Below are 16008 nucleotides of genomic sequence, written 5' to 3' on the forward strand. Positions count from 1 at the left end.
GGGCCGCCCTGACGGAGCCTGGACCGCCCTGCCCGGGTAACGTGCGGACCGCCTGCGACCGATCAGACGGATCCCTTCCTGGGGCACTCGCGGGCCTACACTGGTCCTTTCGGCCGTCCTGGACGGGCAGCGGTGTCGGATCCATGCCGACGGCGGCCCGGGGACGAGGGGATGCGAGCGTGTCGATGGGGTCCGACGGCGGTTTCCAGGATCCGCCCGCGGAGGTGCTGGCGGAGGCGGCTGCGGCGTTCGGGCTCCTGGCGACACCCGCGCGGCTCCACATCGTGTGGGCTCTGGCCCAGGGCGAGAGCGATGTGACGGGGCTCGCCGAACGGGTGGGCGGGACGCTGCCCTCGGTCAGCCAGCATCTGACGAAGCTGAAGCTGGCCGGTCTCGTCCGGTCGCGCCGTGAAGGCCGGCGGCAGGTCTACCTGGTCGACGATGCCGACGTGGTGACGGTCGTCCGGCTGATGGTCGGCCAGTTGTCCGCACGCGCCGGGCACCGCTCCCACACCCCGGTCCGCCTGCGTGAACTCGGTGCCTGACAGCGGTCCAGCCGCGCACCCCGGGCGCGTCACCACCGGCGCTCCGACAGCCGCCGGACCGTCCCTCCACGCCCTGCCCACCTCTCTCCAGACGCTGCGTGCCCTCGGCAGCGGACCGCGCGGGCTGCCGGAGGCGGAGGCGGAGGACCGGCTCGCCCGGACGGGCGGGAACGTGCTGCCCGCCCGGCGGCCCGTGTCCCGGTCCCGCCGCTTCCTGCGCAGCCTCCGGGACCCCTTCACCTCCGTACTCCTCTGCCTCGGTCTGGTGTCGGCCCTGGTCACCGCTTGGGGCACCGCCTGCGTCATCCTGGCCCTCGTTGCCGTCAGCTGTCTGCTGCGTACCGCCGAGGAGCACCGCGCCGACCGGTCGACCGCGGCGCTGCGCGAACTGGTGGCGACCACGGCGACCGTGGTGCGCCGCACCTCGGCCGACTCCCCGCCCCGGGCACGGGAGGTGCCGGTCGCCGATCTGGTGCCGGGGGACGTGATCCGGCTGCGGCCGGGCGATCTCGTGCCCGCCGATGTGCGGTTGCTGCGCGCCGACGGCCTCACCGTGCATCAGTCGGCCCTGACCGGGGAGTCGGCTCCGGTGGCCAAGCGCGCGCACGACCTCGCCGACCCGGCGCTGTCCGGGGCAGGACCGTTCGCCCAGCCGCAGTGGTGCTTCCAGGGCAGCAGTGTCACCTCGGGCAGCGCTACGGCGGTGATCGTGGCCACCGGTGGGGAGACCCGGTTCGCCGCCGCCCATCACGGGCGGGCCGGACGGCGGGGTGCGAGCGCCTTCGACCGTTCGGTCCGCGGGATCTCCTGGACCCTCATCCGTTTCATGCTCCTGACCCCGCCGCTGGTGCTGATGGCCAATGCGGCGCTGCGCGGACGGGGTCTGGAGACGTTGCCCTTCGCCGTGGCGGTCGCGGTGGGACTCACCCCGGAGATGCTGCCGGTCATCGTCACGACCGCCCTCGCACGCGGCGCGGCGCGGCTGGCGCGGAGCGGTGGAGTGATCGTCAAACGGCTTGAGGCGCTGCACGATCTGGGAGCGGTCGATGTGCTGTGCCTGGACAAGACGGGCACGCTGACCGAGGACCGGCCGGTCGTCGCGGCGGCGACCGACGCCAGGGACCGGCCCGATCCCGACGTACTGCGGTGGGCTGCGGTCAACGCGCTGTGGACCCTCCAACTGGCGGAGCTGCCTGCCGCCGATGCCCTCGACGAAGCGGTGCTGGACGCCGCCGACGCGCTCGACGGGCCGGAACCGGGGGCAGCCGACGCGGTCGACAAGAGCGTGCCGGGGAGGGCCGACGGGTCCGGCGCGGCCGCTCCGGGCGCCGTCGGCAGGGGCGGTCCGTCCGCCGCCGGGGCCGCGGATCCGGACGCGTGCGAGGGCGTCGCCGTGCTGCCCTTCGATCCGGTGCGCCGTGTCGCGACCGCCGTGGTCAGGCAGCCCGGCCGCCTCGGCGTGCACACCCTGGTCACCAAGGGTGCCGTCGAGGCCGTGCTCGAACGGTGTGCCATGGAGGGGCAGGAACGTGACCGGCTGCTCGCCCTGGCGGACCGGAAGGCCGCGTCCGGGCTGCGTCTGCTGGGCGTGGCGCGGGCCGACCGGGCGTCCCGGGCGGGCGCGTACACCGCTGCGGACGAGCGGGGACTGACCTTCCTGGGCCTGGTGGCTCTGCGGGACGTTCCGGCTCCGAGCGCCGCCGACGCGCTCGGAGTGCTGGCACGGCGGGGTGTGCGCGTCAAGGTGCTCACCGGCGACCATCCGGGCACGGCGGCCCGGGTGTGCGCGGACCTCGGCCTGCGCCCGGAGAGCCGGTCGGGTCCCGGCGACGTGGTGACCGCCGAACGGGTCGATACGCTGTCCGACGCGGAACTGGTCGACGTGGCGGACCGGGCCGTGGTCTTCGCTCGCTGCACCCCCGAGCACAAGGCACGGATCGTCTCCGCCCTGCGCGCGGGCGGTCGCACGGTCGGCTTCCTCGGCGACGGCGTCAACGACCTGCCCGCCCTGCACGCCGCCGATGTCGGCATCTGCCCCGGCAACGCCGTCGAGGTGGCCCGGGAGGCGGCCGATGTCGTCCTGGCGGAGAAGGAGCTCACCGCGATCGACCGCGCGGTGCTGGCGGGGCGACGCAGCAGCGGGAACATCGCCGCCCACCTGCGGATCACTCTCTCGTCGAACCTCGGCAACGTCATCGCGATGCTGACGGCCGGTCTGATGCTGCCCTTCCTCCCGATGCTCCCGGCGCAGGTCCTGGTGCAGAACCTCTGCTTCGACGCGGCGCAGCTGGCGTTCGCGTTCGACCGTCCGCCGGCGTCGGTCCTGCGCCGCCCCACCGCGCTGCGTCCACGTCACTTCCTGCGCTTCATCACGGGTTTCGGTCTGCTGAACGCGGCCGCCGACCTCGCCACCTTCGGGGTCCTCGCGCTCACCCTTCGCAGCGCGTCCGGGGACGGTGGGGAAGCGGCGTTCCACGCCGGATGGTTCACGGAGAACCTGCTCACCCAGGCCCTCGTGATGGTCCTGCTGCGGACCGGCCGCAGTACCGCCGAACGCAGGGCGGGCGGGCCTCTGCGGGCCGCCGCGGCAGGTCTCGCCTCGGTCGGGGTGGCCCTTCCCCTGACCCCGCTCGGGCCGCTGCTGGGCATGGGCGCCCTGCCGCCCCTCTACTACGTGTTGCTCGGCTCGGTCCTGGGGCTGTACGCGGTCGGGCTCACGGCGGCCCGCCGCCGCTACGAGCGCCGTCACCCGGGCGACGTGCCCGGTGCCGCGGGAGAGCGCACCGGAGCGTCGAGGGCCGCACGGTCCGACCACGCACACTAGTTGTACAGTTGCGCAATGCGGCAACTGTCGTTGCCCGTGGAGAGATCTGTACGGAGAGAAAGGCGGGGCCGCAATGCTGCGCAATGGCCTGGAACCCTGGCACCTGCTGGTCCTGGCGGTCGTCGTGATCGCCGTCTTCGGCTCGAAGAAGCTGCCGGACACGGCCCGCGCGCTGGGCAAGTCCCTGCGGATCCTCAAGAGCGAGGCCAGGGCGATGAAGAACGAAAGCACGTCCTGACGCTCCGGGAACCGCGGGTGGCGCGCCGAGCGTTCGTTACGGGTGACGGCCGGCAGAAGTGACAAGCGACAGCAGAACGGTTCCGGTCACCGGACCCGGGTGCGGAGGCGGTGAAGCCGCGGATTCCGGATCACCGGTGCGGACCGACCCAGGACTGGAGGAAATCATGGGTGTGACCCTGGCCAAGGGCGGCAATGTCTCCCTGTCGAAGGAAGCTCCCGGCCTCACCGCCGTGACGGTCGGACTCGGCTGGGACGTACGGACGACGACCGGAGCCGATCACGACCTGGATGCCAGTGCGCTGCTGTGTTCCGCGGCGGGCAAGGTCCTCTCCGACAGCCACTTCGTCTTCTACAACAACCTCAACAGCCCCGACGGTTCCGTCCGCCACACCGGTGACAACCTGACGGGTGAGGGCGAGGGCGACGACGAGTCGGTCGAGGTCGATCTGTCGTCGGTGCCCGCCGAGGTCGCGAAGATCGTGTTCCCGGTCTCGATCCATGAGGCCCAGAGCCGCGGCCAGAGCTTCGGTCAGGTGCGCAACGCGTTCATCCGCGTGGTGAACCGGGCCAACGGTGCCGAGCTCGCCCGTTACGACCTCAGCGAGGACGCCTCCACCGAGACGGCGATGGTCTTCGGCGAGCTGTACCGGCACGGTGCAGAGTGGAAGTTCCGAGCCGTCGGTCAGGGGTACGCCTCCGGCCTGGCCGGCATCGCCTCGGACTACGGGGTCAACGTCTGACCGGGCGGGGCGGGGTGAGGCGCTCGCACGCCCGCGCCGGTTGCGCGAGCATGAGCCCATGACCGACGACCACACCCACACCGATGTCCTGGACTTCTTCACCCCGCGTGCGGCCGGCTGGGACAGTCGGTTTCCCGACGACGGACCCGCCTATGCGGCGGCGGCCGGGATGCTCGGACTGCGCCCCGGCGACGCCGTGCTCGACGCGGGCTGCGGGACGGGGCGTGCGCTGCCCGCGCTGCGCGCAGCGGTCGGGCCCGAGGGCACGGTGCTGGGGGCGGACCTGACCCCGGCCATGCTGGAGGCTGCTGTGCGGGCGGGGCGTGAAGTCAGCGGGGCACTCGTGCGGGCCGATGTCGGGCGGCTGCCCCTGCGCGACGGTGTTCTCGACGCGGTGTTCGGCGCCGGGCTGATCTCGCATCTGGCCCGGCCCGAGGCAGATATGGCGGAACTGGCGCGCGTGGTCCGGCCGGGCGGGGTCCTCGCGCTGTTCCACCCGATCGGCCGGGCCGCCCTCGCCGCACGGCAGGGGCGACCCATCACCGACGACGATCCGCGGGCCGAGGCCGGGCTGCGTGAGCTGCTGGCCGGTGCGGGGTGGCGGCTGGAGTCCTACACGGACGAGGACGACCGCTTCCTCGCGCTCGCCGTCAAGCGGGGCTGAGGTACGGGGTCCGGCTTCCTTCCGGTCCGGCGGCCCGGCGCCGGACCGATGACGTACCGGCCGGGGCAGTCGTGTCAGTCGGTGGACGTCCGGCCGGTGCGGTAGCCGTCAGTCGGTGGACGTCCGGGCGGGGCGGTGACCGGGGACCGGGCAGCCGCGGACCCCCGGAGTGGGGAACGTACCGAGCCCCGCGATCGCGTACCCGTCCGGATATCCCTTGATCTCGGGATTCTGGCGCGCATAGTGGGGCTTTCGCCTCGGTGGCAGGAGCCTGACGGCGCGGGCCCGCAGTCGCAGTGCGCCCCGGGTGAGTCCGCGCGCCACCGGCCCCGGACGACGGTAGCGGAACGCCTTGAGCAGCGCGTCGTCCAGGAGCGCGAGGCTGGCGCCGCGTACCACCGGGGCGAGGGGCGCCGGATACCAGGAACCCATCAGGGCCAAGGTCGCGTCGGAGACCCGTCGGGCTCCTTCGTCCCAGCCGAAATGCCGGTCTTCATAGGTGTCGAGGGCCCGCTCGAAGTCCTCGTAGGACTCCGGAATGTCCTTGATGCCCATCCGTGCGCCGAGCGTGCGGTAGTAGGCGGCGAAGGCGGCCAGCTCATGGCAGCAGAGGCGTCGCCAGCCGAAGTCGTCCAGCCAGCGCTTCGGAGTGACGACGAATGTGCACAGAACGTAGCGCATGTCGTCGTTGCTGATGTCGTAGCTGCGGTGCATCTGGTTGATCCGCCGGACGGCCGTGCGGCCTTCGTCGGTGTCGAAGCCGTGCTCCACCACCGTGTCGAGGAGCAGGGCGGTGTCGTCGTAGCGCTTCTGTGAACGCTCCGTCAACTCCGCCGTCTCGTCGAGGAGCCGGCCGATGCTGGGCACGGCATAGGTTCGGTACAGGGCCAGTTCGAGGGCGCGGGTGACGTCCCAGGGGAACTCGTAACAGACGCTCAGGCGGTAGATCTCCAGGAAGTCCCGCTGGGGGTCCAGTCGCTGAATCTCTTTCAGCCGGTCGTAGCGCGTCACCCTGCTGTCCCCTCCGTTCGGCCGGATGCCCAACCTTACGCGGAGGCCCCCCGCGCGCCCCCGCTCTTCTGCTCTCCGTAGCCGGACGGGACGGATCTGCTCCCCTGAGACCCTTGCCCGTCAGACCCTCGACGAGAAGGTTACCGAGTAGTTAGGGTGCGCCGACGGGCGAAGAACGACGGTCCGGAGAGGGACCGATCCGGATTCGGCAGGTCCGGGAACGACGGAGCGGGAAGCGCGGGAAACGGCGATGGGCGGGCAGGCGATGAGCGATGGGGAGGGCACCATGGCCGGTGCGGATGAGGCGGTCGCCGACGACGCGCTGCTGGTGCTGACCGCGATGCTGCTGACGCCCTCGCGGTTTCCCAGTGTCCTGGGGGACGACTACGTCGCCGCGTGCGGTGCGCTCGCGCTCGAACCGTACGAGGAGGGCTACGGCCTGGTCCTCGGGCAGGACGGTGCGGGCGCGCGGTGGACGGTCGTCGTCGAGGACGCTTCCCGGGTGGCCGTCGCCATCGCCGCCTGGGACTGCGGCATGGAGCACGATCTCTCCCCCGACGAGCGGTCCATGGTCTGCGCCCTGCCGGGCTGGCCGATGGATCTGGCCGTCTCGGTGCCCGGCGTCCCGGATCCGCACGATCCGGACACGGGCGGCGAGGGACCGGCGCCACTCACCCCGCCCGACGCGGATGCCTGGGGCCCGGCGCAGCGGCGGCTCGGCGCGGACGAGATCGCCGCGCAGTGGCCGGCCTGGCGCGAGCAGATCGACGACTCGCAGTTCCCGCAGCCCGGCGCCGCCGGGGAGCCGCGGAACGGCGCCGACGCCGAGAGGGGAAGCGACACCCAGGCGGATGCGGCGAGGGACACCGGCGAGAATCCGGAGAGGAGCACCGAGGAGAATCGCGAGAACGGTACCTCCCGGTCTCCCCGGCACCCCGGCGTCCGCAGGGCCCTGTCGGAGGCGGCCGCCTATACGACGAATCCGCCGCCTCCCGGACGGATCCGCTCCTCCTACGCCTCGGCCGGCGCACGGACCCTGCGCGTCGACGGCCCGGGGTGGTCGATGGTGGCCCGGACCGACGACATCGCCCTCTTCCTCCTCGACGAGGAGCCGGGCACCGTCATTCCCGTAGGCCGTGGAACCTCACTGCCCGGCCTGCTCACGGCCCTGGACGGGCTGGCCCTTCACGACATGTGATGTCCCCCCATTACCTTTTTCGTGGCCCCGCAACGGGGCTCCCGGCCTCCGGGCCCGGCATGACTTCCCCCCCTTGTTAACCATGATCCGGGGGGGGTGGTGTCACCGGGCCCGGAGGCACTGACTGACCGCTGATCAGGGGCATGACCACCGGCCTGTCCAGCAGGCCGGGAGGCTCTTCGTAATGTGGATGTGGCGGATCGGTGCCGTGGGTGAGGCCGGGCAGGGCACGACCAAAGGACGCACATGATCGACACCGGTGACATCGACGTCTATCTCGGCCTGGACGTCGGCAAGGGTGAACACCACGCCACCGCCGTCACACCGGCCGGGAAGAAGGCGTTCGACAAGCGACTGCCCAACACCGAACCCACGCTCCGGGAGTTGTTCGCGAAACTCCAGGCCAAGCACGGGACCGTGCTGGTGGTGGTCGACCAGCCGGCCTCGATCGGCGCCCTGCCGCTGGCGGTGGCCCGGGACATGGGCTGCCCGGTCGCCTACCTGCCGGGCCTGACGATGCGGCGGATCGCCGACCTCTACCCCGGCGAGGCCAAGACCGACGCGAAGGACGCGTTCATCATCGCCGACGACGCCCGCGCGATGCCACACACCTTGCGCTCGGTCGACGTCGAAGACGAGACGATCGCCGAGCTGGAGATGATCGTCGGATTCGACGACGACCTGACGGGCGAGGCCACCCGGGTCGCGAACCGACTCCACGGCCTGCTGACCCAAATCCACCCGTCCCTGGAACGGGTCCTGGGCCCGCGGTTGCAGCACCCGGCCGTCCTGGCCCTGCTGGAACGGTTCGGGTCACCGGCCCAGATCCGCAAGGCCGGCCGGCGCCGACTGGTCACGCTGCTGCGGCCGAAGGCCCCGCGCATGGCCGAACGGCTGGCCGAGGACATATTCACCGCGCTGGACGAGCAGATCCTGGTGGTCCCCGGCACCGAAGCGGCCGCGCTGATCGTCCCGAGCCTGGCCGCCTCGCTCACCGCCGTCCTCGACCAGCGAAAGCTCCTGGCCGGACGGATCGAGGAACTGCTGGAGGCCCACCCTCTTTCGAAGGTCCTGATCTCGATGCCGGGAGTCCGTATCGGGACCGGAGCAAGGATCCTCATCGAGGTCGGCGACGGCAGCAGTTTCCCTTCCGCCGCCCACCTCGCCGCCTACGCCGGACTCGCCCCGACGACCCGCAACTCGGGCTCGTCGATCCGAGGCGAACAGCCCTCCCGGCGGGGGAACAAACAGCTCAAACGAGCCTTCTCCCTCTCCGCGTTCGCTGCCCTCGGCGACCCGGCCTCCCGGGCCTATGACGACAAGAAAATCAGCCAGGGCAAGCACCACACCCAGGCCCTGCTCTGCCTCGCCCGACGCCGGGCCGACGTCCTCTTCGCCATGCTCCGCGACGCCACCTTCTACGAAGCCCGGCCAGCCACAGCGACATGAACCATCTACGGATCCTCGCCAGTCGCTCAGGGCCGGGCCAGACCGACCACGACGCTCACAATCGAAGCGATGGCCAGAACACCACAGGTGAACCTGACCATCGCCGGTGTCAGAAGCCGATTGACCCCCACCGTGTTCGCCATGAAGCCATGGATCCGCCACGCAACATCGCGACAGTTGAACGCCACCATCAAAGTGGCAGCACCAAAGACCACACCCCACCCAACCTCTGCCCACGCATTCATCGGTTCCCCCCACAGAGACAGTCGATGCCCAGTATCGATCCTGGGCGCTTGACCAAACCCATAGGGGCCCCCGAGACGTCCCGGCTCAGCGGCCGATCTCCTTGCGGTTGATCCTGCGGAGCCGGCGCCGCTGGGACGGGTCCAGCAGCAGATAGCCCGCCACCGGGACGCCGATCACCACCAGCAGCGCCCACCAGAATCCGATCAGCGGCCACAGGATGGCTGCCGCGAGGACAGCCCCGACAGCGACCTTCGCACCGTTCGACATGGTCCACGCCTCCTTCGCGGCCGGCGCCGCTCCTGTGGTGAGAACGCCTCCGCGCTCGCTCGGGTTCCCCGGCTCCCGCGCTACCGCAGCGGTTCCCCGACCTCGTGCATGTGCGCCAGCGCCTGACGGTAGGACTCGATCAGTCCGGTCTCCGTGTACGGCATGCCGATGCCGACGCAGTGCGCCCTGACCAGGGGCTGGGCGAGCCGCAGATGGGGGCGGGGCATGCTCGGGAAGAGGTGGTGCTCTATCTGGTAGTTCAGACCGCCGAGGAACCAGTCGGTCAGGACTCCGCCGCGCACGTTGCGCGACGTCAGGACCTGCCGCTGGAGATGGCCCCAGCGCTCACCGTCCGGATCGGGCATCTCCATCCCCTTGTGGTTGGGCGCGAAGGCGAGGCCCAGGTGCAGTCCGAACAGTGCGTGCAGCGTCAGGGCGAAGACGACCGCCTTGCCCGGCGACACCGTGCTGAACAGCAGCGTCACGCCGAGGGCGACGTGCGCGGTGAGCAGCAGCGCCGAGACGGCTCGCTCCCGGAAGGGCTGCCGGCGCAGGAACCGGAATCCGTAGATCTTCAGCGCGACGCCTTCGAGCAGCAGCATCGGGAAGAACAGCCGGGCCTGGTTCCTGGTCAGCCGACGGGCGAATCCCTTGCGCCGCTCCGCCTGCCTCTGGGTCCAGACCAGGGCGCCGACGCCCACATCGGGGTCCTTGTCGATGTGGTTGGGGTTGGCGTGGTGGCGTACGTGCTTGTCGTTCCACCACGCCTCGTTCATGCCGAGGAGAAGATTGGCGTGCACGAGCGCGATCAGTCTGCTCGTCCTGCGGTCCGCGGATATCTGCGCATGCCCCGCGTCATGGGCGACGAAGGCCGTGCGGGTCCACAGGACCGCCAGCGGCGGGGCGAGGAGCAGGCTCCACCAGGTGTCGCCCAGCAGGACGAAGCCGGTGATCAGCGCACCCAGCGCCGTGAGATTGGCGACGATGTCGAGCACGTATCGGTCCGTGCGGCGCTCCAGCAGGCCTTGGTCCCGCACGGCGCGCAGCAGCGGCGCGAAGTTGCTCATGGCCGCCTCGGCGCGTACGCCGGTCCGGCGGTCCGGGCTGCTTTCGTCGGCGGGATCAGCAACAGTGCCTGTCGCCTGGGGCATGGACGTCTCCGGTCTCTGGAACCTCTGGGGCGCTGACCTCATCGAACGTACGGACCGAAGGCCGTCGGGAGCCATGGCGCCACCACCCCGCTTCCCCCGGGGGCAACCCCCGCGTCCGACGGTGGGGCTGGCTGCACCATCGAGACCCGGCCATCCGGAGGTGTGACGCACACCACACCAGTGAGCGGCACAGCTCAGGGCGCAGTGGAGTACCCTCGGCGACTCTGCCAACTAGTCAAGTTTGAGGAATCAGCCATTCCTGTGCACAGGCACCCTGCGGCAAAACCCTCCGAGATCGCCGAACTCTCCCGCTGCTCCGCCGTCTTCATTCCTGCGGATCCGGCGCGGACCAGCATGATCGCGTTCTGGAACCCGGACGGCAGCACCCTCTGCGCCCCTTACCGGGCGCTGTCGGAGCTGACCGTCATCGACGCCGACCTGCGGCCCCGGACGGTTCCGGCGCTGTTCCTCCCTGTACGGGACGCCCTTCCGGTACTGACCCGGGCACGCGCCAGCGCACAGCCCTCCCCCGCCACCGCCTTCTGGGGTGCCGGCGCGCTCCTCGCCCTCCAGTTCGTCGCCCGCGGTCTGCTGCTGCCGGGGCTGAGCACCGCCGATCACGATGCCTGGCGGATCGGGCCGCTGAGCGCCGAGGATCTCGAACGCGTCCGGGGGCTGGCGGCATCGATGCCGCCGACCGCGCACGCGACCCCGGTCCCGGACGCGACGGCGAACGACGGCGACGGCGACGGCGACGGCGACGGCGACGGCGACGGCGACGGCGACGGCGACGGCGACGGCGACGGCGACGGCGACGGCGAACACTTGCTGCCCGAGCCGGAGCACCTGCTGCGTGCGTTCCTCGACGCCGTGGCCGACGTGATGCCCCGGACCCCGGCCGCGGGATTCGCCGCCGGCCCGGCGTTCAGCGCACAGCGGCCCCAGCACCTGCCCGAGGCACGGGCCTGGGCGGCCGATGTGGCGGCCGGTCACGACGCGGGCGTACGACTGTCGTTGCGCATCGAGGTCACGGGCCTCGCGTCGCGGCAGAACGACACGAAAGGGACTCACGAGAACGCCCCGGACACGGAAGGCGCGCCGCCCGGTACGGACGCGGGCGCACCGTCGTTCCGCGCCGTGCTCCAGATCCACAGCGTCAGCGATCCCTCCCTGGTCGCCGATGCGGCGGAGCTGTGGACGGGCGGTTCGCGGACCGCTGCCGCGTTCGGGCCGCGGGCCCGGATGGACGCTCTGCTCACGCTGCGGCGGGCTGCCCGCGCCTGGCCCCCGCTGGCCCCGTTGCTCTCCGCCGCGGTGCCGGACTCGGTGGAACCGGCCGACGAGGAGGTCGCCGAGCTGCTGGGTTCCGCGGCACGCGCTCTGGCCGCCTCCGGCGTTCAGGTGCACTGGCCCAAGGAGCTGGCCAGGAAGCTCACCGCACGCGCCGTGATCGGCCCGTCCGGCCGGGAAGCCACCCGCCCGGACGGCACGGGCCCGGACTTCACGGACCCGGAGGACGATGAGCAGGGGAGCGTCGGGCCACGGGGACGTACGGTCGTGGACGCGCCCTCGTTCCTCTCCGCCGACGCGCTGCTGTCGTTCGACTGGCGGTTCGCCCTGGGCGACCGGAAACTGACCCGCGCGGAGCTGGACCGGCTCGCCGAGTCGTCCAGGCCCATCGTGCGGCTGCGTGACCAGTGGGTGCTCATCGACCCCGAGGAAGCCCGGCGGGCCCGCCGGGCCCAGGACCGCAAGGTCACCCCGATCGACGCATTGAGCGCGGTACTCACCGGTTCGACGGAGGTGGACGGCCGGCGTGTCGAGGTCACGGCGACCGGCAGGCTCCGGGAGCTGCGGGACCGGCTCGCCGATCCGGAATCCGCCGCTCAGCAGTCGATCGGGCAGCCCGAGGCACTCACCGCGACCCTGCGCGACTATCAGTTGCGCGGGCTGAACTGGCTGAACACCATGACGTCCCTGGGTCTGGGGGGCTGTCTCGCGGACGACATGGGCCTCGGCAAGACGATCACGCTCATCGCCCTGCATCTCCACCGGCAGGCCGACCGGGACACCGCCGGGCCGACGCTGGTGGTGTGTCCGACCTCGCTGATGGGCAACTGGCAGCGGGAGATCGAGAAGTTCGCCCCCGGCACCCCCGTCCGCCGCTTCCACGGGGCATCGCGCTCCCTGGAGGATCTGGTGGACGGCACGTTCGTGCTGACGACGTACGGCACGATGCGCCTGGACGCGTCCCGGCTCGCCGCCGCTTCCTGGGGCATGGTCGTCATCGACGAGGCCCAGCACGTCAAGAACCCGCACTCGGCGACGGCCAAGCAGTTGCGGACGATCGGCGCGCGGGCCCGGGTCGCGCTCACCGGCACCCCCGTGGAGAACAACCTCTCCGAACTGTGGGCGATCCTGGACTGGACGACGCCCGGTCTGCTCGGCCGGCTGGGCGCCTTCCGTACGCGGTACGCCGCCGCGGTCGAGGGCGGCAGCGACCCGGCCGCCGCGGAGCGACTCGCCGCGCTGGTGCGGCCGTTCCTGCTCCGCCGCCGGAAGACCGACCCGGGCGTCGCGCCCGAGCTGCCGCCGAAGACCGAGACCGACCGGGCGGTGTCCCTGACGCCGGAACAGACCGGTCTGTACGAGGCGGTGGTCCGCGAGACCCTGGCGGAGATCTCCGCCGCCGACGGCTTCGAGCGGCGGGGGCTCGTGATGAAACTGCTGACGTCGCTCAAGCAGATCTGCAATCACCCGGCGCAGTTCCTCAAGGAGGAGCAGCCACGGATCGCGGACCGGTCGGGGAAGGTCGATCTGCTGGACGAACTTCTGGACACGATCCTGGCCGAGCGGGGCTCGGTGCTGGTCTTCACGCAGTACGTGCGGATGGCCCGGTTGCTGGAGGAACATCTGGCCGCGCGCGGGGTGGGCACGCAATTCCTGCACGGCGGTACGCCGATGGCCCGGCGGGAGGAGATGGTGGCCCGCTTCCAGGCGGGTGACGCTCCGGTGTTCCTGCTGTCGCTCAAGGCGGCGGGGACCGGGCTCAACCTCACGCGCGCCGGTCATGTCGTGCACTTCGACCGCTGGTGGAATCCGGCGGTCGAGGCGCAGGCGACGGACCGGGCGTACCGGATCGGCCAGACGCAGCCGGTACAGGTCCACCGGTTGATCGCCGAGGGAACGATCGAGGACCGGATCGCCGGCATGCTCGCCCGCAAGCAGGACCTCGCGGACGCGGTGCTCGGCTCGGGCGAGGCGGCACTGACCGAACTGACCGACGCGGAACTGGCCGACCTGGTCGAGCTGCGAGGGGGCGCACGATGAGCGACGACTACGGGTACGACGACGCGGACGACTCGCCCTACGACGTGGACAGTGCGTACGGGGCAGACGACACGGACGCGCCGGGCGGGGACGACGGAGCCGGGGCGCCGCGGGACGGCGGGCGCGGACCGGAGCGTACGTTCGCGGCGCTTCCCCCCGCGCAGGGCCGGGGTTTCGCCACGTCCTGGTGGGGCCGGGCGTGGCTCCAGGCCCTGGAGGACACGGCGCTGGACGGCCGGCAGCTGAAGGAGGGCCGCCGGCTGGCCAGAAAGGGCGGGGTCGGGGCGGTGTCCGTACGGCCGGGGCGGATCACGGCGATGGTGCGGGACCACGACGGCACGGCCTACCGCAGCGACATCCTGCTCCAGCAGCTCGGTGCGAGCGCCTGGGACCGGTTCCTCGACATGGCCGTGGACCGGGCCGGGCACATCGCGGCGCTGCTGGACCGCGAGATGCCGCCGCATCTGGTGGAGGACGCGGCCGACGCCGGGGCCGAACTGCTGCCGGGCATCGGCGACCTGGAGCCGGAGTGCACCTGCGGGGCCTGGGACCACTGCCCGCATTCGGGTGCCCTCTGCTACCAGGTGGCGCGGCTGCTGGACGAGGACCCGTTCGTCCTGCTGCTGGCGCGGGGGCGCGACGAGCGGCGGCTGCTGCACGAGCTCCAGGTGCGCAGCGCCGCCCGTGCGGTGGGGGCGGGGAGCACCGGTGCGGCAGCGGCCACCAGCGACACGGGACAGGTGATGCGCGGGATACCGGCCGGGGAAGCGTTCGCGGCGGCCGGCATCCTTCCGCCGCTTCCCGCTCCCCCGCCGGTCCCGGACACGCCGGGGCTCGGGCCGTCCTTGGACACGGAGACGCCGCCCGCTCCCGGCATCGACCCGGCGGCGCTGGAGGTGCTGGCGGCCGACAGCGCGGTGCGGGCTCACCGGATGCTGCTGGGCGCCCTGGCCCCGGGGCACGAGCAGCAGCCGCTCCCGGTCGAGCTGACCCAGCGGCGCGGACGCCCGACCGGACGTGCGGGACGGGCCCGCCCGTGATCGGCGGGGCGGTGGCGCCGGGGTACGGCGGGGCCGCGGCGCTCGCCGTGCTCGACGAGGAGTGGGAGCCGGACCCGGCGGACCTGGGGCGGGCCCGTGACCGGCTCGACGGGGCGTGGGAGGCCGGTGAGCGCCCGGCTCTGCGGGCGGGCGGGCGGGCCCGCTGGACCGTGGCGGGCGCCGGTCTCCAGCTGCGGCTCGACCGGGACGGGCGGTGGTGGCCCTACCGCAAGGAGCGTGGGCGCTGGGTGCCTGCCGGACCTGCGGACGACGACCCGGCGGGCGCACTGGCGGGTGCCGAGGAGGGTGGGTCGGCGGACGGGACGAGCGGGGCGGACGCCGCGGGCTGACCCGGCGGTTCCCGGAAGGCCCGGGGCCGGGTGCCCGAGTCCCGGGTGCCTGGGTCCCGGGGACCGGGGACCGGGGACCGGGGAGCGGGGACCGGGGACGGGGGACCGGGGAAGGCTGTGGTGTTGTCCGGATGCGCGGGAGTCGCACCCGAGTCCGGAAACGCCCGGTGGGGAACCGCACATCCGGTGCGCTCGTCATGTGCTGCGACAGGGGTGATCGGCCGACCGGGAGCCCACCGCCCCAGCCCAGGAGCACTGTTGCACCGCAGAAGGATCATCCGGTACGCCGCCGCCACGTTGGGTGCGGCGGCGGTCCTGCCGTCGTCGGTCCGGGCCGTGGCCGCACCCCAGGGCCCCACCGACTACGCCACGGCCCTGTGGGTTCCGGCCGCTCCCGCGAACTACACCGTCCCCTCCCGTCCTTCCGAGCGCAGGATCGACCGTGTCGTCATCCATGTGGCCCAGCAGTTGTTCACGCCGACCACACGTATCTTCGGCGCCCCCTCCAAGCAGGTCTCGGCGCACTACGTGGTGCGGTCCGGCGACGGCCATGTCGCCCAGTGCGTACGGGAGAAGGACATTGCCTGGCACGCGGGCAACTGGAACTGGAACACCCGGAGCATCGGGATCGAGCACGAAGGGTGGGTGGACCGCCAGGAGTTCTTCACGGACATCATGTACCTGCGGTCCGCCGTGCTCACCGCCGACATCTGCGACCGCCACGGCATCCCCAGGGACCGGGAGCACATCGTCGGCCACCACGAGGTGCCGGGCAGCGACCACACCGACCCCGGCGTCCACTGGGACTGGGAGCGCTACCTCCGGCTCGTCCGCGGCGCCGCCTGAGCCCCCCTCCCCCCGCCACCACGAGTCGTGTCGATGACTCTCCGCAGCGAGGTTGTCGCACAGGCCGACGGCGACGACGATGGGAGAGGCTGACGGCCCTGAACGGA

General features: G+C 72.1%; 12 protein-coding genes and 1 pseudogene. 10 read left to right on the top strand and 3 right to left on the bottom strand.

Features of this window, described 5'->3' with window-relative positions; genetic code table 11:
* Window positions 1-179 precede the first annotated feature (179 nt).
* From KME66_RS00960 to KME66_RS00980, 5 genes are all read left to right on the top strand, one after another.
* Window positions 180-545, top strand: coding sequence for a metalloregulator ArsR/SmtB family transcription factor (locus KME66_RS00960; protein WP_178379072.1), 366 nt, complete (start codon window positions 180-182; stop codon window positions 543-545).
* Complete coding sequence (locus tag KME66_RS00965) at window positions 538-3369, top strand: HAD-IC family P-type ATPase (RefSeq protein ID WP_253208556.1); 2832 nt, start codon at window positions 538-540, stop codon at window positions 3367-3369. The genes KME66_RS00960 and KME66_RS00965 overlap by 8 nt, the downstream gene beginning before the upstream one ends.
* A gap of 73 nt (window positions 3370-3442) precedes the next feature.
* Window positions 3443-3607, top strand: a complete 165-nt coding sequence (gene tatA / locus KME66_RS00970; RefSeq protein WP_073224258.1) for a Sec-independent protein translocase subunit TatA — start codon at window positions 3443-3445, stop codon at window positions 3605-3607.
* A 166-nt stretch (window positions 3608-3773) separates the two neighbouring features.
* Complete coding sequence (locus KME66_RS00975; protein ID WP_073224259.1) at window positions 3774-4349, top strand: TerD family protein; 576 nt, start codon at window positions 3774-3776, stop codon at window positions 4347-4349.
* A 58-nt stretch (window positions 4350-4407) separates the two neighbouring features.
* Window positions 4408-5013 carry a class I SAM-dependent methyltransferase gene (locus KME66_RS00980; RefSeq protein ID WP_216317891.1) on the top strand — a complete coding sequence of 202 codons (606 nt, stop codon included), beginning with the start codon at window positions 4408-4410 and terminating at the stop codon, window positions 5011-5013.
* Between the two features lie 108 nt (window positions 5014-5121).
* Here the strand turns inward: KME66_RS00980 and KME66_RS00985 are convergent, their stop codons facing one another.
* Window positions 5122-6024 carry an oxygenase MpaB family protein gene (locus tag KME66_RS00985; RefSeq protein ID WP_253208193.1) on the bottom strand — a complete coding sequence of 301 codons (903 nt, stop codon included), beginning with the start codon at window positions 6022-6024 and terminating at the stop codon, window positions 5122-5124.
* A gap of 286 nt (window positions 6025-6310) precedes the next feature.
* On the opposite strand from KME66_RS00985, the gene KME66_RS00990 reads away from it, so the two are divergent.
* The gene (locus KME66_RS00990; protein WP_253208194.1) at window positions 6311-7222 is read left to right on the top strand and encodes a hypothetical protein; all 912 of its coding nucleotides are present in this window, start codon (window positions 6311-6313) and stop codon (window positions 7220-7222) included.
* A 246-nt stretch (window positions 7223-7468) separates the two neighbouring features.
* Window positions 7469-8671, top strand: coding sequence for an IS110 family transposase (locus tag KME66_RS00995; RefSeq protein WP_216317897.1), 1203 nt, complete (start codon window positions 7469-7471; stop codon window positions 8669-8671).
* 330 nt (window positions 8672-9001) lie between these two features.
* Here KME66_RS00995 and KME66_RS01000 read toward each other — a convergent pair whose 3' ends face one another.
* Both KME66_RS01000 and KME66_RS01005 read right to left on the bottom strand, forming a co-directional pair.
* The gene (locus KME66_RS01000; RefSeq protein WP_073224262.1) at window positions 9002-9184 is read right to left on the bottom strand and encodes a hypothetical protein; all 183 of its coding nucleotides are present in this window, start codon (window positions 9182-9184) and stop codon (window positions 9002-9004) included.
* 80 nt (window positions 9185-9264) lie between these two features.
* Window positions 9265-10335 (bottom strand): acyl-CoA desaturase, encoded by a 1071-nt coding sequence (locus tag KME66_RS01005; protein WP_216317899.1) that lies wholly within the window; start codon window positions 10333-10335, stop codon window positions 9265-9267.
* A gap of 261 nt (window positions 10336-10596) precedes the next feature.
* On the opposite strand from KME66_RS01005, the gene KME66_RS01010 reads away from it, so the two are divergent.
* The 3 genes and pseudogenes from KME66_RS01010 to KME66_RS01020 all read left to right on the top strand — a co-directional run bounded on the left by KME66_RS01010 (window position 10597) and on the right by KME66_RS01020 (window position 15901).
* A complete protein-coding gene (locus KME66_RS01010; RefSeq protein ID WP_216317901.1) occupies window positions 10597-13665 on the top strand; it encodes a DEAD/DEAH box helicase in 3069 nt (1022 codons plus the stop codon).
* A pseudogene (locus KME66_RS01015) lies at window positions 13662-15055 on the top strand (SWF or SNF family helicase). The gene KME66_RS01010 and the pseudogene KME66_RS01015 overlap by 4 nt, the downstream one beginning before the upstream one ends.
* 258 nt (window positions 15056-15313) lie before the next feature.
* Window positions 15314-15901 (top strand): N-acetylmuramoyl-L-alanine amidase, encoded by a 588-nt coding sequence (locus KME66_RS01020; RefSeq protein WP_216317903.1) that lies wholly within the window; start codon window positions 15314-15316, stop codon window positions 15899-15901.
* The last annotated feature ends 107 nt before the right edge of the window (window positions 15902-16008 follow it).

The organism is Streptomyces sp. YPW6, assembly GCF_018866325.1.
Classification (GTDB): Bacteria; Actinomycetota; Actinomycetes; order Streptomycetales; family Streptomycetaceae; genus Streptomyces.

What these genes read in the sequence shown, in the direction of transcription:
- tatA (WP_073224258.1), top strand. Translation starts at nt 3,443, where the DNA reads ATGCTGCGCAATGGCCTGGAACCCTGGCACCTGCTGGTCCTGGCGGTC.
- KME66_RS00975 (WP_073224259.1), top strand. Translation starts at nt 3,774, where the DNA reads ATGGGTGTGACCCTGGCCAAGGGCGGCAATGTCTCCCTGTCGAAGGAA.
- KME66_RS00980 (WP_216317891.1), top strand. Translation starts at nt 4,408, where the DNA reads ATGACCGACGACCACACCCACACCGATGTCCTGGACTTCTTCACCCCG.
- KME66_RS00990 (WP_253208194.1), top strand. Translation starts at nt 6,311, where the DNA reads ATGGCCGGTGCGGATGAGGCGGTCGCCGACGACGCGCTGCTGGTGCTG.
- KME66_RS00995 (WP_216317897.1), top strand. Translation starts at nt 7,469, where the DNA reads ATGATCGACACCGGTGACATCGACGTCTATCTCGGCCTGGACGTCGGC.
- KME66_RS01000 (WP_073224262.1), bottom strand. Translation starts at nt 9,184, where the DNA reads ATGTCGAACGGTGCGAAGGTCGCTGTCGGGGCTGTCCTCGCGGCAGCC.
- KME66_RS01005 (WP_216317899.1), bottom strand. Translation starts at nt 10,335, where the DNA reads ATGCCCCAGGCGACAGGCACTGTTGCTGATCCCGCCGACGAAAGCAGC.